The sequence below is a fragment of the Paenibacillus elgii NBRC 100335 genome, from assembly GCF_004000865.1.
GTDB classification, from domain to species: domain Bacteria; phylum Bacillota; class Bacilli; order Paenibacillales; family NBRC-103111; genus Paenibacillus_G; species Paenibacillus_G elgii.
Genome location: NZ_BIMB01000010.1, coordinates 77,174 through 100,332, shown reverse-complemented (window position 1 = coordinate 100,332; position 23,159 = coordinate 77,174). Strand labels below are relative to the sequence as shown.

The window sequence follows — 23,159 nt, the reverse complement described above, 5'->3', positions numbered from 1 at the left end:
TACTGCCCTTTCTTAGGATTGCTGTCGCTACCCGATCCGTTCCACGACGACTTCGTCGAGCAGCCGTTTGACGTCCTCCGGCTCGACGTAGCCCGCCCGGGCCGTCAACGCGTTTGCCGTCCCGGAGGCGGTGGCCAATCTGAGGCATTCCTCGACGGGAAGCCCTTGCGCTGTGCCGATAGCCATGCCGGCCACGTAAGCGTCCCCGCTGCCGACCGCATTCACCGCGTCGACCTTCGGGGCGCGTACCCTGTAGCAAGCGCCGTGAAAAGCGGTCAGCGAGCCCTGCGCTCCCATCGATACGCTGATGCAAGGAAGGCCGGTCTCGTTCAGCCGCAGCAAGCCTTGCTTTAACGCGTTTTCGTCCTCGATCGAATGGCCGAGCCACTGGGCGACTTCGTCCTCGTTCGGCTTGATGAAGTAAGGCTTTGCTTCCGCCCCCCGTATCAGTGCTTCACCGCTCGTATCCAAAAATACGACGGCGCCTTGCTTTTGAGCGATGCCGATCAATTCCGCATAAAAGGACTTTGGCACGCCGGCCGGAAGCGAGCCGCTGAAAGCGACGACCTTCGCCCGCGCGGCAAGCTGCGCAAGCTTTTCCCGCATGGCCTCCATCTCTTGCCCGGCGATCGTCGGTCCCGGTTCCAGCAGCTCCGTCGACACGCCGTCTTGATCCATAATGTTCAGACAGATACGGGATTCGCCCTCGATCTTTACGAAGTCATGCGCAATGCCCTGCCGCGTCAATCCGCGTTCGATAAAATCCCCGTTGCTGCCGCCGGCAAATCCGGCCGCCAGCACGGGAACGCCTTGCAGCGCGACGACGCGGGCGACATTAATCCCTTTGCCTCCCGGCTCCGCGTACACCCGGTCCACCCGGGAAACTTGCCCTGCGGCCAGCGCAGGCAAATGATATGTCTTATCGATGGCCGCGTTCAAGGTGACAGTGACGATCATCGGAGGTCTCCGGCTTTGCCGATGCAGCCGACCATACGCATTTTTTCAATCGCCGCTTCTTTTACCGCCTGCTTGGCCGGAATCATATATTTGCGCGGATCGTTCTCCTGCGGATTGTCCGCAAATACGGCCTTGATCGCGTCGGAGAAAACGATACGGATCTCGGTGGCGATGTTCATTTTGGCCATGCCCAGCGAGACGCAGCGCTTCACCTGCTCTTCCGGAATGCCGGAGCCGCCGTGCAGCACGAGCGGTACCGAGACGACCTCGGCAATGCGCCGGATGCGGTCGAAATCGATCTTCGGCTCGCCCTTGTAAATGCCGTGAGCCGTGCCGATCGCAGGCGCCAGCGTATGAACGCCGGTCCGCTCGACGAATTCGGCGCACTCCTGCGGGTCGGCCATCAGCGCTTCGTGCTCGGCCACGACGATATCGTCTTCCACGCCGCCCACTTTGCCGAGCTCGGCTTCAACGTTGACGCCCGCTGCGCTCGCCACTTCGACGACTTGCTTCGTCAAGCGCACGTTTTCTTCGAAAGGCAGCATCGAAGCGTCAATCATCACCGACGTGTATCCGGCCCGAATGCACTGCACGATCGTTGCAAAGTCCGTACAATGGTCCAGATGAAGCGCAATCGGCACCCGGGAACGGTTGGCCGCAACCGTAGCTGCCGCCGCAATATAATCGGGACCGAGATGCTTGACCGTCCCCACTGTCGATTGAAGAATTAAAGGCGATCCGGTTTCTTCCGCGGCGTCGACGACCGCTTGCAGCATCTCCAGCGTATGCACGTTGAATGCGCCGATTCCGTAGCCGCCCGCACGGGCCGCTTCCAGCAATGAGGTGGATGATACTAATGGCATATCGATGTCATCTCGCTTCCGGCTAAATTTTGACCACTTGCGTCAGGTTGCGGGGCATATCCGGGTCCACGTTGCGTTTCATGGCCGTATAGAAGCCCAAATATTGCAGCGCCGGCAAATAAAGCACCGTGCGGGCATCGTCGCTCATCTCCGCTCCGCCGACTTCGAAGACCGCATCCGCGAACGCGGTGTCTTCCCCGGCCTTTGCCGTAACAAGCAGCACGAATGCGCCGTACTCCTGCATTTCCTTGGCGACCTTCAGCTCGTAATCGCGTGCTTTCTCGGACAGCAGCAGGCAGACGAGCGTGCCCGGCTCCACAATCGACTTGGGACCGTGACGGAACTCCAGCGTACCGTACGCCTCCGTCCAAACGTAGGACATTTCTTTAATTTTCAAGCTCGCTTCCAGCGCGATGCCGTAGTACGTGCCCATGCCGAGGTAAATGACCTTGTGAAAATCGTTCGTGTCGACCAAAGGTTTAATGAAAGCGTCGGCGGCTTTGACGACTTGATCGTCCGTTTGCGCGACCGCTGCAAGCTGTTCGAATTGATCCTGCTTTCCCGCCGCCTTGGCGATCGCCGCGTGCATCAAAAACGTCATACTGCTGAACGATTTCGTCATAACGGTGCTCGTTTCTTTACCGAGCGGGGATACCAGACAATCGGCCAGCTTCGCCATGCTGCTCTCTTCGTAGCAGGTGATACCCGCAACCTTCACGTTAGGAAGCGGCTTCACGGCTTCCAGCGCCAGCAGCACTTCCGTCGATTCGCCCGATCTCGATACGCCGATAACCAAATAATTGCGGTTTGGAGGGAGCGTCTGCTCGCGGAACAGGAACACCTCCGAGGAAGGATACGCCGTTGCGCTTTTGCCCACCCAAGCCCGGTAGACGGACGCCATCGCCAGTGCTTGATAATAGGATGAGCCGCTGCCGATGAACACCGTCTCGTCCGTTTCCGAATCGAGGAGATGCTTTTGAACCCAATCTCCCTGCTGTTGAAGCTGTGCCAGCGCTGCATTCAGCGCCTCCGCCTGTGCCGAAATTTCAGGATACGTATATTGACCGAATGGCTTCACAATATTACCCCTTTCGTCTTATTAATGATAATATAAATCATAATTTTGATTTTTTCAATCATTTTATTCAAGCATTACGTCTCGTTCTATGAGCCGTCATCCATTTTTTTAGATTTCTTGTAAGCTAAGGGTGTAATCTTCATAGACTTGCGGAATTGATCAATAAAATAGCTTGTACTATTAAACCCTACTTGGTAGGCGACTTCCGTCACATTCGATTCCGCTTGCTGCAGAAGGACTAAGCTTTTTTGGATTCGGTATTCCGTTACGTAGCTTAGCGGCGTCGTCTTCAGAATTCGCTTGAAATAGCGGCAGCATTCGGACCGGCTCAATTGGCCGGCTCTGGCGATATCATCGAGCTTGATTTTTTCAGTATAATGGGTATGAATCCATTGCAGCATGTGCTTGATTCGCCGGTTCTTCTGCATTTCCGTCCGGTCGTATTCCGGCTCAAAGCCATTCCTAATGAGGTTTTGCCAAATTAACGACAGCTGCACGGTGATACTGATTTCATAGAACGGCGGTTTCTGCTGGAGCAATCGATGAATGCTGAGGATGGCATCCAAACTATTTTTCCCCCAAGGCTGGCTAGGATGCAAATGTAAGTATGAAAGATTTGTCGCTTGAATATATGGATATACAAAGGTCGTGTAAAGCTCTTGCGATAATACGAAATGGGAAGAAACATTCAAGCAAATGTAGACGCAGCCCGATTGATCCATTTCTTCCGCCATATGCAGGCAGCCGCTATTGATAAACAAGCCCTCGCCTTCCCGAACCGTTATGCGATCTTCATTGATTTGAAAAAGGGCTTCTCCTTTTACAATCAGCACCAGTTGAATTTCCTCATGCCAATGAAGCGGGATATAGCCGTGTATATTTTGATTAATTACGGTTTCGTAGCATGCCATCGGCAGCACGACCGTTCGGTGCTCGGTCAGTTCCTTTAAGCTTTGGTCCATCTTGAAATTTTTAATTTGCATGATGACTCCGACCTCAAAATCCTTATATTTATTTATCCGATTCTAATATCTTCAAAGCCCGCTTTCTCCTATATAATACTATTATTATATTTTAAGGTGGAGACTTGTTTATGGACAGACCTGCTAGAAGAAAAGGATTATTTCTCGTGATAACCGGAGCGGTATTATGGGGAATCAGCGGCACCGTCGCCAAAAAGCTGTTTCAACATTACGCTATCGAGGTCGATTGGCTGGTCACGACCCGATTGCTGATTGCCGGTATTTTACTCTTAACCGTGCAATTTTTCACAAAAGACCGTTCCCAAATTACCGGAGTCTGGAAAAACCGAAGAGTGGCCATTAAACTGGTTATTTTCGCGTTATTTGGCACGCTCGCGGTTCAATACACGTATATGGCTTCGATCCAGCATGGCAATGCCGCCGTCGCTACGCTGCTGCAATATTTGGCGCCGGTCATGATCATTATTTATCTCATCCTGCGAAAACAGACGGTGTTCACCGTACAAGATCTAGTCACCGTTTCCCTGGCTTTGGTCGGCTGCTTTTTATTATTAACCAATGGCTCTGTCTCCCAGCTATCGGTGCCGATGCCTGCCATCGTTTGGGGAGTGTTATCCGGGGTAACGCTAGCGTTTTATACCGTATATGCCGTTCCTCTGTTGAAGCAATACGATTCGCTTGTCATCGTGGGATGGGCGATGATCATCGGGGGCGCCGCCTTAAGCTTTATCCGTCCGCCCTGGCAGGCGGATTTTGCCGGTATGCCGCTGGAAGCCTGTTTATACTTGGTCTTCGTGATCATCTTCGGCACCATGCTCGCCTTTTGGTTTTATATCGAAAGCTTGCAAAGTCTTTCCCCCAAAGAAACGAGCCTCGTCGGCAGTCTGGAGCCGCTGGCGGCTGTGTTGACCACGGTTCTTTGGCTGAAAGAGCCGTTTGGAATTTTCCAGTGGGTCGGCACGTCGTGCATCATTGGAATGATTTTATTATTGGCCTTAAAAAAAGCCCCTACGAATCAAAAAACAAACGCCGCCGTCTCTTGAGACAGCGGCGCTTGTCGCCTAACCGGCCAGACGGAAGCGTCCGGCCGTTATTTTTTCTCTTCGTCGCGGTGTGTTTCGAGCAGCGATGCGCCCGCAATGCCCGGATTCGTCATTTCGTACGGGTCCAAAATCAAGTTCAGCTCGTCTTCGCGCAGCACATCGTACAAGAGGCAAAGCTCGCGGACCGAACGGCCGGTTTCGATCGCCTCGCGGGCGATTCTCGCCACCGGCTCATAGCCCAGATGCGGATTCAGCGCGGTAATGACGCCAACGCTCCGCTCCACGTATTCTTTGCAGCGGTCGATGTTCGCTTGGATGCCGTCGAGGCAATATTTTTTGAACACCTTGAACACCTGGCTCATCATGCTGAGCGATTGCAGAAGATTGAACACCAGCACCGGCTCCATGACGTTCAGCTCAAGCTGTCCCGCTTCGGAAGCCAGGCAAATGGTATGGTCGTTGCCGATTACCTGAAACGCTACCTGATTGACAACCTCACACATGACCGGGTTCACTTTGCCCGGCATGATCGAGGAGCCCGGCTGACGCGCCGGCAGGTTGATCTCAGCCAAGCCGGTACGCGGCCCCGAAGCCATCAGCCGCAGGTCGTTCGCCACCTTCGACATGTTGATCATGCACACCTTCAACGCCGCAGACACTTCCGTATAGGCGTCGGTGTTCTGCGTCGCATCGACGAGGTGCTCCGCGCTGACCAGCGGGAAGCCGGTCAATTCGGCCAGCAGCTCCGCCACGCGCTTAATGTAGCGCGGGTCGGCGTTCAAGCCGGTGCCAACGGCCGTCGCACCCATGTTGATCTCGTACAAATGCTGCCGCGTCTGCGTAATCCGCTTGATGTCTCTCGCAAGCACCCGGCGATAAGCTTCAAACTCTTGGCCGAGGCGGATCGGCACGCCGTCCTGCAGGTGCGTCCGGCCCATTTTGATCACGCCGTCGAATTCTTTCGCTTTGGCCTCGAAGCCTTCGTGCAGCTCGTTCATCACCTCAAGCAGCTGATCAAGCAGCGTCAGAACGGAAATATGAATCGCCGTCGGGAAGGCGTCATTCGTCGACTGCGCCATGTTCACATGCGTATTGGGGCTAAGTGTAAAGTAATTGCCCTTCTCGCCTCCGAGCAGTTCGATGCCCCGGTTGGCGATGACTTCGTTCGTGTTCATGTTGATCGACGTACCCGCCCCGCCTTGAATCGGGTCTACAATAAATTGATCGTGCCATTGTCCGGCGATAATTTCTTCAGCCGCCTGAACGATGACCTTCCCAAGGTTCGGATTCAGTTGTCCGATCTCCATATTGGCGATAGCCGCCGCTTTTTTGACCGTTGCCATGGCGATAATCAGCTCTTTATGAATCCGGTATCCGGTAATCGGAAAGTTTTCTACGGCCCGCATGGTTTGAACTCCATAATAAGCATGGACCGGTACTTCCTTTGTGCCCAAAAAGTCTTTTTCCACCCGATATTGCGCGCTGGTCATGACCTGTCTCCCCTTTATGGCTGCGATAACTTACAACGGGATGATCTTACAAGCAATGTCATCTCCATACGTTATTGTATCTCAATTTACCATCGGTTAAAAGGGCTTGACATCGGAAAATAAAACGTTTCCATGCTTGGCCCGTCAATTTCCGCGAATCAGTTGGTCCAGCTCCTCCCGAGACGGTAGGGCGGGAATGGCTCCCTTGCGGGTCGTCGTAAGCGCACCGGACGCATTGCCCGAGCGGCAAACCTCGCCGAGCTCCTCTTCCGTCAGCGCTTCGGGGCGCTTCCCGGATTCCATCAAGCGGAACAGCGCGCCGGAAAAGAACGCGTCGCCCGCGCCGGTCGTATCGACGGCTTTCACCGCAAAGCCCGGCACCCGGCCCGTCCGCTCGCCCTGACGGTAAAAGCTGCCGTCCGGCCCCAGCGTCACGAAGATCAGCGGAGTGCCGTACTGCTCCTGAAGCTGCCGCGTACCCGCCTCCAAGTCCCGCTCGCCGGTCAGAAAATGCAGCTCCTCCTCGGAAAGCTTTAGAACGTCGCTGTAAGTCAGCCCTTCCAGAATGAGCCGCTTTGCACGGTCCAAATCCGGCCACAGCAGCGGACGCAGATTCGGATCGAAGGAGACGAGCTTGCCTTCCCGGCGAGCATAGGCAGCCGCGCGCAGCGTCGCCGAAGCCGACGGCTCGTGCGTCATCGAGACGGAGCCGAAATGAAACAAAGCGGCCTCCCCGATCCGCTCCCAGTCGATCTCCGACTCCTGCAGGAGCATGTCCGCCCCAGGGTTGCGGTAAAAGCTGAAAGAACGGTCTCCACTGGCATCAAGGCTGACAAAGGCCAGCGTCGTACCGGCTTCGCCGGTAAATACCATGCCGCCCGTATCCACCCCGTGCTTCTCCAGCTCCCCCGTCAAAAAACGGCCGAAGGCATCCTCGCCGACTTTACCGATAAATGCCGTCCGTTTGCCCAGCTTGGTCAGCCCGGCCATCACATTGGCCGGCGCGCCGCCGGGGTTTTGCTCGTAACGCGGCAGCCCTTGCTCAGACACCCCCGCAGGCGTAAAATCGATTAGCAGCTCGCCGATGGCGACGGCATCTAATCTATTCATGTCCATCCTCCGTCCATTTTATCAAATTCCAAGCGGTTCGCGGAACCGGTTTCCGGCTCCGCAGACGTTTAATGAAAACGTTCCCTTCCTATTGTAGTCGCAGGGAAATCAAACCGTCAACGAACAATCCGCCCGGCTTAAAGTGCTAACAAGCTTCTTGTCTGATCCGGCGGCGGGAGGTCCGCACCGAGCAGCTTCCCCATGATGCCGACGATCGCGTCGGCTTTGGCGCGGATCTCCTCCTCGGTCCGGTCAAAAAAGCCCGGGTCGAACATGAACAAAATCGCCGTGAGCATGAATTCGGCCGTTTCCGCCGGATGCGCAACCTGAAACACGCCTTCCTTCACGCCCTGCTCAAGGATATGCGCGATCGGCTGCACCATCGCGGAAATTTTCCCGGACACGAACCGCTGATGGATCATTGCGTTGCTCTCGTGGTGCAGCACTTGCAAAAAATCCCGGTAATTCGGCAGGACGGCCGGACGCTCGAGCAGCGCCGCCACCAGCTTCCGGTCCGCGGCTATTCCGGGCTGCCCGGCAACCGAATTCACATATTCCATTTGCTCTGACAGCGTACGCTCGATCAGGGCGAAGATAACGTCGTCCTTCGTTTTGAAATAGTAATAAAACGTCCCTTGAGCGACCCCCACCTGTTTGACGATGTCGCTGACGGACGTCCGCTCGACGCCTTTATCGCCGAACAATTGCACAGCCGCGTCCAACAGTTCGTTCCTGCGCACTTCAGGGTCCTTTGTTATTCTGGCCATAAGTCGCACTCCTTTGCTAATTGAGAGAAATGCACGCTTCTCGTTTTAGGGTAATCTCCATAATTTCATTTTACTTATTGACTGACGATCGGTCAATCAACTATAATGCGTAATGTACAAAACTGACTGGGAGTCAGTCAAAAGTAAAAAGGAGTGATCTCATGAAATCCCGCATCATCTTGTATTTGATCGGCTTCAGCGCCTTTGTGGCGTCTTTAGCGCAAAATTTATATTCCCCGCTGCTGGTCGAGGTTCAGGAAAAGCTGCACACGACGCAGGCGATGGTCAACCTGACGGTGACCGTATTTACCGTAGCGCTTGCGGTCATGCAGCTTGTCTTCGGTCCGCTCTCGGACCGGAAGGGCCGCAAAATCGTCCTCCTCCCGGCCATCGCCGTCTACACGCTGGCCTCGCTCGGCTGCGCCTACGCCGCCTCGGTTGATGCGCTGCTCGTCTTCCGTCTGCTACAGGGCATCGGTGCGGCGGCCGTTCCGGTCGTGGCAGCAGCCGTGATCGGCGATGTGTTTGAAGGAAAGGAGCGGGCCCAAGGGATGGCGACTTACCAGTTGATGCTCGGACTGTCTCCGGCCGTCGGCCCATGGGTCGGCGGAATGATCGGCGGCCGCTACGGCTATGGAAGCGCGTTTTTGCTGCTGTGCGCCGTATCACTGATCCTGCTTGCGGCCAATGCTTTCCTGCTCCCCGAAACCCGGCCGAAAGCAACGGCCGTGCGCAAGGGCCTCGATTGGAGTTCCTTTGTCCGGTTGGCCCGCCATCCCCGGGCGGCTGCCCTGCTGACCGTCGGGTTCGTGCAGTTTTTGGTCTACTTTGTCTTTCTCGTTTACATTCCGATCATCGCCCATCACCGCTACGGCTACGAGCCGGCGCAGACAGGAACACTGATGCTGCTCATGGCACTCTGCTCTATGATTGGCGTCAAGGCCGGAGGATGGGTCCAAAGCCGGTTCTCCGGAGAGAGCGGCTACTTATGGGGTTGCGCGGCTAACGCCGCGACGGTGCTGCTGTTCGCGTTCACGGCCGGACTATCGCTGCCCGTGCTAACCGTCGCGTTCTGCCTGTTCGGCCTGACGATGGGACTTACCATGTCGATGCCGGCGACGCTCCTTACGGAAATGTTCCCCGATGACCGCGCGACCGCCGTCGGCGTCTACAATTTTGTCCGCTATCTGGGCATGGCGGCGGGCCCGATGCTCGGATCGCTCCTGTTTGTCGGAGAAAGCATTCCGCTGCTGTTCGGCGTAAGCGCCGCCTTGTACCTGGGCGGAATCGCCATAGGCGGCCGCCTCACGGCCCGCAGAACGGGCGCAGCTTCTTCCTGAGCGCAAACGGCAAAAAAGCGTCCGGTGATGGGCCGGACGCTGAGCTTGTTGAGAAACCCGCTTCGCGTATAAAATTCTCCGCATACGCCGGTGGGGTATATCCCTCCAGCCGCTGCCCTCCCCCAGAAAGTGAAGTAACTTGGAAGCTTATTCCGATTACTTTCCGGGGACCCCCAATCAACCCGTGAACTTGATTAGAATTAGCGGTATTTTCACAGGTTTCAAGGCGGACGTAAACTCTTACGAGATATACCCCACCTCTATTTTGTCTGAGATTTTCTACTTCTAGGGCTTCTCAAAACTAGAGCGTCCGGCGATGCGCCCGGACGCTCTTTTTTGCCGCTATAAGGTTTTCATAAATTGATAAATCTTATCCTGCATTCCTGGTAGCCCTTCGTGCCCGAAGTCCGGGTAAATTTCCAGCTGCACCGGCGACGTGACTTTGTTGATCGCGGCAAATTGGGTGGAAGGCGGACAAATCGGGTCCATCAGCCCGACGCCGATCAGCAGCTCCGCCCGGATGCGGTGTGCCAAATGCTGGATATCGATGTAGCCGAGCTTGGTGAAAATCTCCTCTTCCCGTTTATGCTGCGGATCAAAATGGCGGAAATACGTGCGCAGCTCGGCATAGGCGTCTTCGGCTAAATCCATTTCCCATACCCGCTTGTAGTCGCTCAGGAACGGGTATACCGGCGCAGCCTTGCGAATCCGCGGCTCCAGCGCCGCGCAGGCCATCGTCAAGGCGCCGCCCTGCGACCAGCCCGACGCCCCTACCCGGTTCTCATCGATCTCCGGGAAGCTCATCACAATGGAAGCCAGCTGCGCCGTATCCAGAAAAATATGGCGGAACAGCAAATTGTCCGCCTCCCCGTCCAGACCGCGGATAAAATGGCCGTGATGCGTCGTCCCCTTCACCCCGCCCGTATCCTCCGACAAGCCGCCTTGACCGCGTACATCCATGGCTGCCACGGAAAAACCCAGCGCCGCATACTGCAGCTTATCCTGCCAATCGCCGGAATTTCCCGTATAGCCGTGGAATTGGAGCAGGGCCGGATGCGGACCGCCGGTTCGGGTCGGTCGCACATATTTGGCGTGAATCCGCGCGCCCCGGACGCCGGTAAAATACAAGTCGAAGCATTCCGCGAACGGCGTCGTGAACTCTGACGGCACCAGTTCGACTAGAGGATCGGTCGCCCGCATTTCCTGCAGTGCGGCTTCCCAGTATTCGTCCAGGTCGGCGGGACGCGGATTGCGTCCTTGGTACGTTTTCAGTTGATCCAGCGGCATATCCAACAGCGGCATCGTCGCACCATCCTTTTTTACATAGTATGGAACCCACTTCTTATTCTCAATGTAATTCAGGTCGGCTGGAATCTCAAGTCTCATCTCGGACTCTATCTTGTCTTTTTTCGAGCTCTTCGGCCGGATCGATTATAATCGTTTTTTCCGTTGACAGTACGAGCAGCCCAATGGTACAGTGACATTTGTAGATTATTTCCAAGAAAGGATGGCTGCCAAATGATGCTGCTCGCTAGAGACCGAAAATTTCGCGCACATCTTCAATACAACCGGATTGTTCGGTGCAGCCACTCCGCGCTGGAATCGTAACGGCTCGTTCGCCGTTCCACGAATTTCTTCCGTACACGCGGCGCATGGTTACGCACCCTCGTAATCGTGCGCCTTTTTTATCGGTCCGCAGCAGTTAGAACCTGCGTATGGTGTTTGTTGCGAACCGATAAGATAAGCATCCTTGGATACGGATGCGCTAAGGCATATCGCTTACGAGCGGTATGCCTTTTTTGGCGTCGTTTTCCAAGCGCTGCCGCATAACCATTTTTTAGAGAACCGGAAAGGAGTACGCTCGCATGTTTATCGTATTGAAAAAGCTGCGCTGGTTTTTCGCCATGCATTGGAAGCGATACAGTTCCGCGATCCTGCTGCTGCTGATCGCCGGAATTCTGGAGGTCATTCCCCCGAAGCTGATCGGCTATTCCATCGACGGCATTCATCAAGGGACACTGACCGACACGCGGTTTTATCAGGTGCTTGGCTTCTGGGCCGCCGCAGCTCTGTTATGCTACGCGATCACTTACGTCTGGATGTATCAGCTGTTCGGCGGCGCCTTCGTGCTGGAGCGGCTGCTCCGCTCGCGTCTGATGCGCCACTTTGCCAAAATGACGCCGACATTCTACGAACGAAACCGGACGGGCGATTTGATGGCCCGGGCGACGAACGATCTGCATGCCGTCTCGGCGACCGCAGGCTTCGGAATACTTACTTTGATCGACTCCAGCCTGTACATGCTGACGATCTTGACGATGATGGCGGCGTTTATCAGTTGGAAGCTGACGCTCGCTTCCCTGCTGCCCCTGCCGGTTATGGCACTGCTGATGGGCAGGTTCGGCAAGCGAATCCATGAGCGCTTCACGAGCGCACAGGACGCGTTCGGCCAATTGAACGACCAGGTGCTGGAGACGATCGACGGCGTTCGGGTCATCCGCGCGTTCGTGCAGGAGAAGGCCAGCGAGGAACGGTTCCACCGCACTTCGGACGACGTGTTCCGCAAAAACATCGCCGTCGCCCGCGTCGATGCGCTGTTCGATCCGACGGTGAAAATTTTGGTCGGCATCAGCTATTTGATCGGGTTGTGCTACGGCGCTTATCTGGTGTTCCACAACGAAATTACGCTCGGCGAGCTGGTTTCGTTCAACGTATTCCTCGGCATGCTGATTTGGCCGATGTTCGCGATCGGCGAGCTCATCAACCTCATGCAGCGGGGCAACGCTTCGCTGGATCGGGTCAACGAAACGCTCGCCTACGAGCCGGATGTGGAAAATCCGGAGAATCCGGTCCCGGTCGACGTGCCGAAAAGCATCGTGTTCGACCGCGTAACGTTCCGCTATCCTTCCTCGCCGATCGATAATCTCGTCGATATCTCGTTCAAGCTGGAGCGCGGTCAGACCCTCGGAATCGTAGGCCGGACGGGAAGCGGCAAAACGACACTGCTCAAGCAGCTTCTGCGCGAATACCCTTCCGGCCAGGGAGCGGTCCGGCTGTCCGGCGTGCCCGCGGACTGGATCGATCCCGATACGCTCCAAGGCTGGATCGGTTATGTGCCGCAGCAGCCGATTTTGTTCTCGCGGTCGATTCGCGAAAATATTACGTTCGGCCGCAGCCAGGCGGACGAACCGGAAGTGCAGCGGGCGCTGGAGCTGGCCTCGTTCGCCAAGGACGTGCGCTTCCTGCCCGAAGGGCTGGAGACGCTGGTCGGCGAAAAAGGCGTGGCCTTATCCGGCGGTCAGAAGCAGCGCGTGTCCATCGCCCGCGCCTTGATCATCGATCCCGAAATTCTCATGCTCGACGACGCGCTGTCGGCGGTCGACGCCAAGACGGAGGCGGAAATCATTGCGGGCATTCGCCGGGAACGCGCCGGCAAGACGACGCTGATCGTCACCCACCGGCTGTCCGCCGTACAGCATGCCGATTGGATCGTCGTACTGGACGAAGGCCGGATCGCGGAAGAAGGCACCCATGAACAGCTGCTTCAGGCCGGGGGCTGGTACAAAGAGCAGTACGACCGCCAGCAGCTCGAAGCAAACATCGGGGCGTAAATTCCCCGTTCAAAATAAGCCTACCGGACGGAAACGCTAACCGAATAGCGATCCGTCCGCACAGCGGAAACGAAGGTGATTCCTCATGAAACATACCGGTATCCGGTTATACCGCTATGCGGCGTTATTCAAGCGGCCGATCCTTATTGCGCTCGTCCTGCTGACCGCTGCCGTCTGTGCGGAGCTGGCCGGACCGCTTGTCGCCAGACAAATGATCGACCGCCATATTCTCGGCGTGGAATACCCATGGTACGAAGCGGCCGCAGGGGGCAAAGACACCGTCGTCTTTGACGGCAAAACGTACAAACGGCAAGACCGCTGGGCGGAAGGCGAAACGAAGGGACGCGAGGTCCGCGTGCTGCAGGTCGGACGCAGCTACTATTTCGTCGACGGCCCGCTCCGCTTCGACGGCCAGCGCAGCGTGCACGGGAACGAATTGACGGTCGCCGGCGACGGCGGGCAGGCCGTCTATCCGGTGCGGGAGCTGAAGACACCGCAGCTTTATGCCTTTTACGAACCGGAATTCGGACGGCTCGTCGTACTTGCTGCCTGTTATTTCGGCTTGATCGCGCTGAGCGCCCTGTTTGCTTACGGGGAAAAATACCTGCTGCAGACGTCCGCCAACCGGATCATTCAAACGATCCGAAAAGACGTGTTTGCTCAGGTCGGACGGCTGCCCGTCCAATATTTCGATAATCTGCCTGCGGGCAAAGTCGTCTCGCGCATTACGAACGATACGGAATCGATCCGCGAGCTGTACGTCAACGTGCTGGCGAACTTTTTCTCCGGTATCGTCTACATGGCGGCCATTCTCGGGGCGCTGTTCTTTCTCGACGCGAGGCTGGCGCTGATCGCGCTGCCCTTGGTGCCGATCCTCTACGTGTGGATCGTCGTGTACCGCCGTTTCGCTTCCAAATACAACCATGCGATCCGGTCCAGACTCAGCGACATCAACGGAATGATCAACGAATCGATTCAAGGTATGCCGATCATCCGGGCGTTCCGCCGGCAGAAGGAGACGCTTGAGGAGTTCGAGCAGCTCAACGAGCAGCATTTTACGTATCAGAACAAGCTGCTCAGCTTAAATGCGATCACCTCGCACAACCTGGTGGGCGTCATCCGGAACGTCATTTTTTTGACCGTCATCTGGATGTTCGGCGGCGGCTGGCTCGGTACGCTCGTCACGGTCGGAGTGCTGTACGCCTTCGTGGATTACATGAACCGGATGTTCCAGCCGATCGTCGGCATCGTGAACCAGCTCAGCAACCTGGAAACGGCCCTCGTGTCGGCGGAGCGCGTGTTCGAGCTGCTGGACGAGAAAGGCACCGAGGTGGCCGAAGGCAAGCTGGAGCGTTACAAAGGAAACGTCGCCTTCGAGAACGTCTCGTTCGCCTACAAGCCCGGCGAGGACGTACTCAAAAACATTACGTTCCACGCCCGCCCGGGCGAGACTGTAGCGCTCGTAGGCCATACCGGCTCCGGCAAAAGCTCGATCCTGAACCTGCTGTTCCGGTTCTATGAGGTCCGGGAAGGACGTATACTGATCGATGGCCGGGATATCCGGGATATTCCGCAGCAGTTGCTCCGCCAGCATATGGGGATCGTGCTTCAGGACCCGTTCCTGTTCACCGGTACGATCGCCTCGAACGTCAGTCTGGACGATCCTTCCATTACACGGGAGCAGGTGGAGCGGGCGCTTCGCGATGTCGGGGCGTACGAGATGTTCGCTGCCCTGCCCGGCGGTATCGACGAGCCCGTCATCGAGAAAGGCAGCACGCTTTCCGCCGGTCAGCGGCAGCTGGTTTCGTTCGCCCGGGCGCTGGCGTTCAACCCGGCAATTCTCATCCTGGACGAAGCGACCGCCAGTATCGATACGGAAACGGAAGCCGTTATTCAAGCGGCGCTGGAGGTGCTGAAGAAAGGCCGGACCACCTTCATCATCGCGCACCGGTTGTCGACCATCAAAGCTGCCGATCAGATCCTGGTCCTCGACCGGGGCGAAATTAAGGAAAGCGGGACGCACGACGAACTGATGCGGCTGGGCGGGAGGTATTACCAAATGTACCGGCTGCAATCGGGAGAGCTGCAGGCGGAGGAAGCTTCCGAAATCAGGACCTCCGAAGGAGAAGCTCAGGGGCCGGCTATGGTATAATATGGTCATCACGCTTCGAGGAGGTACGATATGACCTTTGTCTTTATCCTAGTCCTTGTTGTTATCGTAGTATTGATCGCTGCCTCTTCTTCCAAATCGGGAAAAACGAACCGGCGCCGGCCAGGGCCGGGCCGCGGGACGAGGCCGCTAGCGCGAAAGCCGGCAAAGCCGGATTACCGGAGCGAGCCGCTGCCGGCCGGACTCGGTCTTCAGCCCGGCGTTCCGCTGAAGCCTGCCGCAGATCGGCTGGAGCAGGCGCTGCAGGCGGAATTCGGCGACCGGCTGCGGAAGCGGGTGCTCGGCAAGTATCCATCCATGAGCGAGGCCGAATACGAATGGAAGCTGCTGGAGCTGAAACGATACTTTTTGATGACCACCGTGCTGAAAGAAGTGCCGATGTTCAGCGAAGCAGTCGACGACATCTGGCACGAGATGCTGATGTTTACCCGAGAGTACCAGCGCTTCGGGGAAACGCTGCTCGGCTCGACGATTCACCATGCGCCGCATACGGACGGCACGCCGGACCCGGGCGGTCGCGCCTGGTTCGATTGGGTGTACGCCCACTTGTTTACGTCCACGCCGTTTACGGGGCAAATCTGGGGCAGCTTTTTCCGCTATCCGCTTGATCGGCAGCGGGTCGACCGGCTGAGCTCGGAGAGCGAGGAGGAGCTTGAGCAGCTTTGGTTCAACCGGAAAGCGGCGGCCCAATTCCCCGAAATCGGGCAAACGGTCCGGTGGTTAATCGAGCAAGCGAAAGACCAGCTGCGGCAGGCTGCAGTTCATCCGACCTATACGGAGCGGCCTTCCGAATCGCACGGTCCTTCCTTGATGCCGTACTTGGCCGGCGCTATGCTGTTCTACTCGGTAACGGAATTTACCGGCTTCAACGAACAGATGCAGGAGCTGCTGACCGAGGAGGAAGCCAAACGCGAGGCGGGACAGCAATCGGGAGCTTCGTCCTCCTGCGCCTCCAGCGGCTGCGGCAGCGGTATCTGGTCCGACAGCGACAGCGGCAACGACGACGGCGGCTCATCCGGCAGCTGCTCGTCCGGAAGCTGCTCCTCTTCAAGCTGTTCGTCCTCAAGCTGCTCCTCTTCGTCCAGCTGTTCTTCCGGCTGCGGCGGCGGGGGCGACTGAGCCATAGTCAGAAAAAAGCCAAGGGCCCTTATTAGGGCCCTTTAGCTTGTTCACTTCTCCGCTGAGATGATTAAAAACATAGGTCTTCGAAGTTCGTCTTGCATGTCAGGATCACTCTTCAACATTTCTTCGGAAGGAATCGGTTCCTTGACTGCTCTTATCCTAAAGCCTGCATCAATTAAGTCGTTGATATAAGTGGAAAGCGTACGATGATATTTGATTACGTTCTCCGTTAAAAATGTCGTTTCACGCACACCTTCCGATTGATAATCGTCAACTGCCCAATGCAGACGATTCCCTTGGTCGTCGTAATACCAATCTTGTTCGTTTCGAGACGTAAAGATGGGATGTTCAACCGAGAAAATGAATGCTCCTCCGGGTTTCAGACAAGCATAAACCTTTTTGCAGATGGCTTCGAACGACTTAATATAGTGAAAAGCCAATGAACTGATAACCACGTCAAATGGAGCAACTGAAAAATCGATGTCTTCAATAGGCATTTTGAGATACGATATCAACGGATCGTTCGTCATTTCGCGAGCTTTTTGAAGCATTTTGTCCGATAGATCCACACCGATCACCGAACTTGCTTGCTGCTCGCGGGAATATCGGCAATGCCAACCAAAACCGCAGCCCAAATCAAGTACACTTTTATTTCGCAAATCCGGTATTAACGATTTTAATACATGCCATTCTCCTGCTGCTTCAAGTCCTTTGACCGACCTTTGCATTTTTTCATAGGCAGAAAAGAAATTCACATCATCATACTTGTTTTGTTTCATTGATACATCTCCCCTCCCAATAACCGAGCGCTTCACCGACGCGTACCTTGCTGCCAACATCGAGACCGTCGCGGAACGCGAAAGCTTCCTTCTCAATCAGTAGTATAACCGTTGAACCGAATTCGAAGAAGGCCAACTCCTCTCCCCGGTCCAGCCGGACGCGCAGCGACTCCGTATACCGAATGCTGCTGACGTTCATCGCTCCCACCTTGACGACCGTTGTCATGCCGAACCGGTGTCTGATGCAGGTAATCAGCCGATCATTGCTGACTCGGCGTCGGGATCGATGGGGCGCAGTCCGGCTTTTAACCGACTAATAAAAAAGTCGTTCAGCGATTCGTAGGCGTCAAGCGGTTGTTCGGCTTCCTCGACCCGAATGCCGTACGTTTTCGCAAAGCGCCGGATGAGCCGGCGGCTAGCTTTCGACTTGGTAAACGAGCCGATTCAATTGGTTCATCGCCAGCCTTCGTTATAATAAATACGCTAACGAGACGAATTATAAAGGCGGCGGGCAGTTGCATCAATGACGAATTTCCTATCGTTACGATAGGAGTGCCCAATGAACGAATGGATGAGTCAGAACAGCCCGGAGACGGTGTCCCAATAGTAACGGACCGGCAGCGCAATGCAGAGCAGCGTCAGGATGTAGCGAAATCCGGTTTCCATGAACGAACCCGTTTCGATCGCCATAAATTTCGGCAGCAGCCGGAATTTGAGCTTGATCGGCCACAGCAGCTCGACTCCCTGCTCGTTGAACAAATCGATGAAAGCATGGGACGCGTAAGCGAGCAGAAGGCTCCAGAACAGCGGTTCCGGAAGTGGCAGCAGCAGCGCGGCAATGCCGCCCAGGAACAAGACGGAGTGCGTCAGCGTCCGGTGCCGGACGTTCAGGAGCCGCAGTACGAAGGACAGCGGAAAAAATACTTTGGCCATTGTCGATCCCTGTTTGTCGATGTCGGCCAAAGGCCCTGCCAAGCAGCCAAGCAGAAGCGCAGCGGCGGTTTCCCAGGACAGAAGCGGCACTTGGAAGTGCAGCAGCACCCCTTCCGCGGCCAGCAAACCGGCGACGCTGTGCGTTTTTTGCAGCATTCTTATATCCTCCTCGTTATTCTGTGTTGTCGCGGCCCGGTCAAGAGCTTTCCCATTATACCAAACATATGATCGCATTTCTACATCTCTCACCGCCGGATACAAATTCGTTCGCTGGCGGCCCCCTTTTTCCGTTCCTCCCGCGCTTCCTTCCGCAATTGTTAAGAAACCGTTAGCGCATGCGGTCCAAAACGCCGGGACAAGCTAATTTTTATCTAACCGAAAAATGCTAAAATTTTTTTGTCCGGACCTTGAGGAATTTGTCGAATCCGGATCGTCTATAGTAGAGGACGCTGGGTGATGCCCGATTCGGAGCTTCGCGCCGTCCGTGCACTTTATTTACATCAGGAGGCTGCTTTATGCAAAAATTCATGCTGGTGCTTGCCGTTGTATTCGCCGTCAACTTTTCCGCCTCAGGCTCGACGCCTGCTACGCGCGCAGACAACAGCGGCCTCGTTACCGCGCACCGCGGCAGCTCGCACGCCGCGCCCGAGAACACGGCGAGCTCGATTCGCCAAGCGATCAAGGACGGCGCAGGCTATGCCGAGCTTGACGTTCAAGAGACGGCCGACGGGGTAATCGTGCTGATGCACGACGATAGCGCCAAACGGACGACGGGAATCAACAAGCCCATGTGGGAAATCCCATACGGCGAGCTGCGCCAGGCGAGCGCCGGCGACTGGTTTCACTCGCAATTTCGCCAAGAACGCGTCCCGACATTGGAAGAAATCATCGAGATCGCCCAAGGCAAAATCAAGCTCAACATCGAGCTTAAAAATAACGGCCATCAAAAACGGCTGGCCGAGGAAACCGTCGACATTATCGAGCGCCGCAAATTCACGGCGGATTGTACGGTAACTTCGTTCGATCCGGCGCTTTTGCGCAAAGTCAAGCAGCTCAATGCAAGCATTCGAACCGGTTTGATCGTAGGGCAGAAATCCGCAAACCGCGAAGCGCTGTTTACAGACCATAACTACGAAGTGCTCAGCGCCGCTTATCCTTTGGTCGACGAAGAATTTATGCGTCTTGCCGCGCAGCATCGCAAGCAAGTGTTCGTCTGGACCGTCAACGACATAAAGACAATGAACCGCATGCTGAAGCTCGGCGTCGACAGCATTATTACGAACGAGCCTGCCCAGTTGGTCGAGCTTCTTCGCCAACGTCGTGCCAAGACCTGACAGAACGGCAAAACCCGCCTAGCCGCAGTCCATCCGACTGACCCAAAGGCGGGTTTGTTTTGTTCATAAGCTTCCGATATGTTTATGTCACGCTCTTGCGAATGACGAATTCGTTCTCCATCATCGTCCAGATGCCGGGATCTTCCATACCAAGTCGCCACAAAGCGATGCCCCGAATGCCCAGACGATGGGCAAGCTGCATTTTCGACCGGATGCTGGCCGCATTTTCAAACCAAACCTCGTGCTTATTGCCGGACTCATCCGTATAAGCAAACATCGGCGTCTGCGTTTTCGCGTCGAAGATCACTTCTTTGTTATATTTTCTCGCTAAATTCATCGCCATGGCATAGGTCGCATACGTATTACGCCCCGTCGTCAAGTTGAAATCGAAGCCGAACACGGACACGGCAGCCGTAATTTTGGAGGCGGGCATTTTGGTCAGCGCATATTTGACCACGCTTTCCATCCAGCCGATCGAGACGACGGGCCCCGGCCCGCTTCCCGGCCAGCCGTGCTCGTTGTACAGCATTAGCACGAGTTCGTTGACCGCCTGCCCCAGCACGGAATAATTGAACGGCGCAGAGAACGGGTTCGTCGGTTCGTCCGAGGTGCGCGAAGGCGTATCGACGGAATAAAAATACCCGTGATCGTGCAAAGCTCTGCCGAGTTCCCGGTAAAAAGCCGAAAGGCGCTCTCTGTCATCGTAACGGACATCCTCGAAGTCAATGTTGACCCCGTCGAAGTTGTAACGCTGGATCAGCGCGATCACGCTTGAAATGAACGTCCTGCGCGTATCCGGTGTGGCTAGCATCCCGTGGATGACTTCCTTGTTGACCTCCTGATGCCCTCTTTCGTACAACAAATTATGTACCGTCGGCAGCATTTTCACATTATGCCGATGTCCGTAATCTACGACCTGCCGCATGTAGACGTCGGTGAACGTTGCCGGAAACTTCTCGATTTCCGTCGGATGGGCCCGGTTGATGCGAAAATGAAACATGCCCACGGAGGACAACTGTGCGGTATGCTCCACAAACACTTGATGCGAGCTGGGAAGCGTCGGTCCTTCCCTTTCCGTGTAAAAGCCCAGCACCTGCTGCACCGGGCGTTCCCCGCCGTGAGGAACGATCCGGACGAGGTCCCGGAGCACCCAGCCGATCCGTCCGTCATACAGCCGCACCTGCACCCAGTCGCCTTCGATGCCCGTCACCGGCAGTCTGGCTCCCCGGTCCATCTGGTCGATGAGCGGCGAGGTCGTTCCCGGATACTTGCGGATGTTCACCGTGTTCGCGTTGACAATCGCCTCCGTATAGACGGGAATACGCAGCCTTTGTCCGACCTGCAAAGCCGTTGACGTCAATCCGTTTAAAATCATGATCGCCTGGTACGTCGTCCCGAATCTTTGAGCGATCAAATAGAGGGAATCCCCCCGCCGAACGACATATGTAATCATGGTCTTCTCCTTTGCGAAGCATGTTACTACTATTCGTATTCAGCCGAGGGACGCAATACGATCGGTGCGCATAAATTTTTTGAACGGGTTAAATAAAACCGCCGTTGACGCGCAGCGTCTGGCCGGTGATCCATTGGGACTTGTCGCTGACCAGCAGCTCGACCGCATCGGCGATGTCTTCGGGTTCCCCTATACGGCCGAACGCATTGAGCTTTTTCATGCCCTCGATCTGCTCCTCGGTTTTACCTGCCGTAAAAAGCTCCGTATTCACAGGGCCGGGAGCTACCGCATTAATCGTAATTTGCTTGGCGCCGAATTCCTTCGCAAGCTGACGGGTGAATTGTTCGACCGCCCCTTTCGTGCCCGCATAGACGCTGTACGTCGGAAACATCTGCCCTATGATCGAGGTCGAGAAGTTCACGATTCTGCCGTTGTTTTCCATATGCTTCATCGCTTGCTGGCATGCGAAAAAGGTGCCTTTGACATTCACGGCGAACTGTTTCTCAAAATCGCTCTCCGTCACGTCCGAAAGCGGTTTGTTGAGCATCAGCCCCGCGTTGTTGATCAGAATATCCACCTTCCCGAATTCGGCGATCGTTTGGGCAAACAATCGTTCTATATCGCTCACCTTGGCAAGATCGGCGCGAATGGCGGTCGCTTGACCGCCCTTTTGAACGATGCCCGCCACCACTTCCGCTGCCTTCTCCGGGCTCCCGGCATAATTGATCGCTACCTTGGCCCCCAATCCGGCCAACCGCTCAGCAATGACGCGGCCGATTCCCCGCGACGATCCGGTAATGATGGCTACTTTACCTTCCAATGGTTTCATACGTGCTTCCCTTCTTTCTTAGTCGTTGGTTTTGAGGCCTTGCTCGATCAGAGCCCACACATCCGAAAACTCGGCGTCGATCGCCGGGCTTTTCCATTCGTAAGCGTGGGCCGGATGATGAAACCGCGCCGTAGCGTAAAAGACGGCACCGGCCGACCGTTCGGGCTGGTCGGACTTCAGACCGCCGCGGAGCATGATATCCGTCAGATGTCCGATTATACGGCCAATGTGCTTGGAGATGAGTTCGGCGGATTCATCCGTTACTTTGGCATACATGGCAAACAACGCTTCGTCTTCGCGGGCATAGTGCCGCTTTAACTGTACAAGCGTCCGGATATACGCTTGTACATGTCCGACTCCGCGCAAAGAAGAGTCGCGACACACGTCCGCAAGCGGCGCGATGATCTTCTCCTCCAGCCACTGTTCCGTCGCCGCTTCGAAAAGCTCCGTCTTGCTTTTGAAATGGCGGTAAATGCTGCCGTGACTGACGCCTAACGATTTCGCCACGTCCGTTACCGAGGTTTTCGCCATCCCGTATCGTTTGATCGTTTCTTCCGTTGCCGCAATGATTTGTTCCTTTGTTAACACGTCCGAGGATTTTTCCATGAAAATACACCCCCCTTGCCATTAGAATAGCACACATTAGTAACAACTGACAAATTTTATTTTTTGTCAGTTGTTAGGCATTCGCCATCTCTTAGCTGCATGATGACGCAGCCGGCCATAATCCAGCATTTGGCTTCTCTGGAAGCGGAGGCGGGGGAATCTTTTTTTATAAGAACTTCAAGAAAAATCATCCCGACGGAACGAGGAAAGCAGCTATACTCGCAGCTGGCGCCTCTAATCGAATCGCTGGAGGAAACGAAGATGGCGTTCAAATCCATTTCCCTGCCCAGCCTACGAGCGATCCGAATCGGTTCCGCGCATGAGTTTTATTTGGAAAAAGTCATTCCTCTGCTGCCCCGGCTCAAAACGTGCACCATTTCCACCTTCGGAACGGCCGATCCATTGCTGGAACTGTTGAAGGAAGATAAGGTGGATATCGTCATTACTTCCAAAAAGCATGTGACCCCGGGAATCGAGTATGTGAAGCTGTACGACGAGCAATTTGTCGTTGTCGCCCCTGCCCGGCTGGAAGTGCCTGAAACGGATAGTCTGAAGCAGAGAGAACAGTGGCTTGCCGCCCAAAATTGGATCAGCTACGGCTTGGAGCTGCCGATTATACGAAGGTTTTGGAGAGGCACAGCGGCCTGATTGCTTTTTCCCTGGTTTACGAGCGGTGGCCGCGTCAATTAGC

General features: G+C 55.6%; 21 protein-coding genes and 1 pseudogene. 8 read left to right on the top strand and 14 right to left on the bottom strand.

Going from position 1 to position 23,159, the window contains the following annotated elements:
• Positions 1 to 27: 27 nt before the first annotated feature.
• From pfkB to PEL01S_RS10230, 4 genes are all read right to left on the bottom strand, one after another.
• Positions 28 to 957 carry a 1-phosphofructokinase gene (pfkB, locus tag PEL01S_RS10245; RefSeq protein WP_127460227.1) on the bottom strand — a complete coding sequence of 310 codons (930 nt, stop codon included), beginning with the start codon at positions 955 to 957 and terminating at the stop codon, positions 28 to 30.
• A complete protein-coding gene (fba, locus tag PEL01S_RS10240) occupies positions 954 to 1,820 on the bottom strand; it encodes a class II fructose-1,6-bisphosphate aldolase (RefSeq protein WP_063184741.1) in 867 nt (288 codons plus the stop codon). The genes pfkB and fba overlap by 4 nt, the downstream gene beginning before the upstream one ends.
• A 22-nt stretch (positions 1,821 to 1,842) precedes the next feature.
• Positions 1,843 to 2,898: an SIS domain-containing protein gene (locus PEL01S_RS10235; protein ID WP_127460226.1), complete on the bottom strand. Its 1,056-nt coding sequence runs from the start codon at positions 2,896 to 2,898 to the stop codon at positions 1,843 to 1,845.
• 86 nt (positions 2,899 to 2,984) lie between these two features.
• Complete coding sequence (locus tag PEL01S_RS10230) at positions 2,985 to 3,881, bottom strand: AraC family transcriptional regulator (RefSeq protein ID WP_127460225.1); 897 nt, start codon at positions 3,879 to 3,881, stop codon at positions 2,985 to 2,987.
• Between the two features lie 110 nt (positions 3,882 to 3,991).
• Between PEL01S_RS10230 and PEL01S_RS10225 the strand changes: the two genes are divergently transcribed.
• A complete protein-coding gene (locus PEL01S_RS10225; protein WP_127460224.1) occupies positions 3,992 to 4,924 on the top strand; it encodes a DMT family transporter in 933 nt (310 codons plus the stop codon).
• 47 nt (positions 4,925 to 4,971) lie between these two features.
• Here the strand turns inward: PEL01S_RS10225 and aspA are convergent, their stop codons facing one another.
• The 3 genes from aspA to PEL01S_RS10210 all read right to left on the bottom strand — a co-directional run bounded on the left by aspA (position 4,972) and on the right by PEL01S_RS10210 (position 8,291).
• On the bottom strand, positions 4,972 to 6,414 hold the full coding sequence (gene aspA / locus PEL01S_RS10220; RefSeq protein ID WP_127460223.1) for an aspartate ammonia-lyase: 1,443 nt from the start codon (positions 6,412 to 6,414) through the stop codon (positions 4,972 to 4,974).
• Between the two features lie 144 nt (positions 6,415 to 6,558).
• Positions 6,559 to 7,524, bottom strand: coding sequence for a PfkB family carbohydrate kinase (locus PEL01S_RS10215; RefSeq protein WP_127460222.1), 966 nt, complete (start codon positions 7,522 to 7,524; stop codon positions 6,559 to 6,561).
• A gap of 137 nt (positions 7,525 to 7,661) precedes the next feature.
• Positions 7,662 to 8,291 carry a TetR/AcrR family transcriptional regulator gene (locus tag PEL01S_RS10210; RefSeq protein WP_127460221.1) on the bottom strand — a complete coding sequence of 210 codons (630 nt, stop codon included), beginning with the start codon at positions 8,289 to 8,291 and terminating at the stop codon, positions 7,662 to 7,664.
• Positions 8,292 to 8,452: 161 nt separating this feature from the next.
• On the opposite strand from PEL01S_RS10210, the gene PEL01S_RS10205 reads away from it, so the two are divergent.
• Complete coding sequence (locus tag PEL01S_RS10205; protein ID WP_127460220.1) at positions 8,453 to 9,631, top strand: MFS transporter; 1,179 nt, start codon at positions 8,453 to 8,455, stop codon at positions 9,629 to 9,631.
• A 342-nt stretch (positions 9,632 to 9,973) separates the two neighbouring features.
• Here the strand turns inward: PEL01S_RS10205 and PEL01S_RS10200 are convergent, their stop codons facing one another.
• The gene (locus PEL01S_RS10200; RefSeq protein WP_063184734.1) at positions 9,974 to 10,933 is read right to left on the bottom strand and encodes an acetylxylan esterase; all 960 of its coding nucleotides are present in this window, start codon (positions 10,931 to 10,933) and stop codon (positions 9,974 to 9,976) included.
• 563 nt (positions 10,934 to 11,496) lie between these two features.
• On the opposite strand from PEL01S_RS10200, the gene PEL01S_RS10195 reads away from it, so the two are divergent.
• From PEL01S_RS10195 to PEL01S_RS10185, 3 genes are all read left to right on the top strand, one after another.
• On the top strand, positions 11,497 to 13,242 hold the full coding sequence (locus tag PEL01S_RS10195) for an ABC transporter ATP-binding protein (RefSeq protein ID WP_127460219.1): 1,746 nt from the start codon (positions 11,497 to 11,499) through the stop codon (positions 13,240 to 13,242).
• A gap of 85 nt (positions 13,243 to 13,327) precedes the next feature.
• The gene (locus PEL01S_RS10190) at positions 13,328 to 15,394 is read left to right on the top strand and encodes an ABC transporter ATP-binding protein (protein ID WP_127460218.1); all 2,067 of its coding nucleotides are present in this window, start codon (positions 13,328 to 13,330) and stop codon (positions 15,392 to 15,394) included.
• 30 nt (positions 15,395 to 15,424) lie between these two features.
• Complete coding sequence (locus tag PEL01S_RS10185; RefSeq protein WP_127460217.1) at positions 15,425 to 16,531, top strand: UCP032817 domain-containing protein; 1,107 nt, start codon at positions 15,425 to 15,427, stop codon at positions 16,529 to 16,531.
• Positions 16,532 to 16,581: 50 nt separating this feature from the next.
• On the opposite strand, the gene PEL01S_RS10180 is transcribed toward PEL01S_RS10185, so the two are convergent.
• The 3 genes from PEL01S_RS10180 to PEL01S_RS10170 all read right to left on the bottom strand — a co-directional run bounded on the left by PEL01S_RS10180 (position 16,582) and on the right by PEL01S_RS10170 (position 18,402).
• Positions 16,582 to 17,313, bottom strand: a complete 732-nt coding sequence (locus PEL01S_RS10180) for a class I SAM-dependent methyltransferase (protein ID WP_127460216.1) — start codon at positions 17,311 to 17,313, stop codon at positions 16,582 to 16,584.
• Complete coding sequence (locus PEL01S_RS35195; protein WP_239551148.1) at positions 17,294 to 17,539, bottom strand: phosphatidylserine decarboxylase; 246 nt, start codon at positions 17,537 to 17,539, stop codon at positions 17,294 to 17,296. The genes PEL01S_RS10180 and PEL01S_RS35195 overlap by 20 nt, the downstream gene beginning before the upstream one ends.
• Before the next feature lie 350 nt (positions 17,540 to 17,889).
• Complete coding sequence (locus PEL01S_RS10170; RefSeq protein WP_127460215.1) at positions 17,890 to 18,402, bottom strand: metal-dependent hydrolase; 513 nt, start codon at positions 18,400 to 18,402, stop codon at positions 17,890 to 17,892.
• A 359-nt stretch (positions 18,403 to 18,761) separates the two neighbouring features.
• On the opposite strand from PEL01S_RS10170, the gene PEL01S_RS10165 reads away from it, so the two are divergent.
• The gene (locus PEL01S_RS10165; protein ID WP_127460214.1) at positions 18,762 to 19,580 is read left to right on the top strand and encodes a glycerophosphodiester phosphodiesterase; all 819 of its coding nucleotides are present in this window, start codon (positions 18,762 to 18,764) and stop codon (positions 19,578 to 19,580) included.
• An 82-nt stretch (positions 19,581 to 19,662) separates the two neighbouring features.
• Here the strand turns inward: PEL01S_RS10165 and PEL01S_RS10160 are convergent, their stop codons facing one another.
• The 3 genes from PEL01S_RS10160 to PEL01S_RS10150 form a co-directional block, all read right to left on the bottom strand.
• Positions 19,663 to 21,033 carry a glycosyl hydrolase family 18 protein gene (locus PEL01S_RS10160; RefSeq protein WP_239551150.1) on the bottom strand — a complete coding sequence of 457 codons (1,371 nt, stop codon included), beginning with the start codon at positions 21,031 to 21,033 and terminating at the stop codon, positions 19,663 to 19,665.
• An 88-nt stretch (positions 21,034 to 21,121) separates the two neighbouring features.
• Positions 21,122 to 21,862, bottom strand: coding sequence for an SDR family oxidoreductase (locus PEL01S_RS10155; RefSeq protein WP_127460213.1), 741 nt, complete (start codon positions 21,860 to 21,862; stop codon positions 21,122 to 21,124).
• Between the two features lie 18 nt (positions 21,863 to 21,880).
• Positions 21,881 to 22,468 (bottom strand): TetR/AcrR family transcriptional regulator, encoded by a 588-nt coding sequence (locus tag PEL01S_RS10150; RefSeq protein WP_127460212.1) that lies wholly within the window; start codon positions 22,466 to 22,468, stop codon positions 21,881 to 21,883.
• Between the two features lie 99 nt (positions 22,469 to 22,567).
• Here PEL01S_RS10150 and PEL01S_RS35685 point away from each other — a divergent pair.
• Both PEL01S_RS35685 and PEL01S_RS10145 read left to right on the top strand, forming a co-directional pair.
• Positions 22,568 to 22,666: pseudogene (locus PEL01S_RS35685) on the top strand (helix-turn-helix domain-containing protein); the annotation flags it as partial.
• 63 nt (positions 22,667 to 22,729) lie between these two features.
• Positions 22,730 to 23,116: a LysR substrate-binding domain-containing protein gene (locus PEL01S_RS10145; RefSeq protein WP_163767661.1), complete on the top strand. Its 387-nt coding sequence runs from the start codon at positions 22,730 to 22,732 to the stop codon at positions 23,114 to 23,116.
• Positions 23,117 to 23,159: the final 43 nt, after the last annotated feature.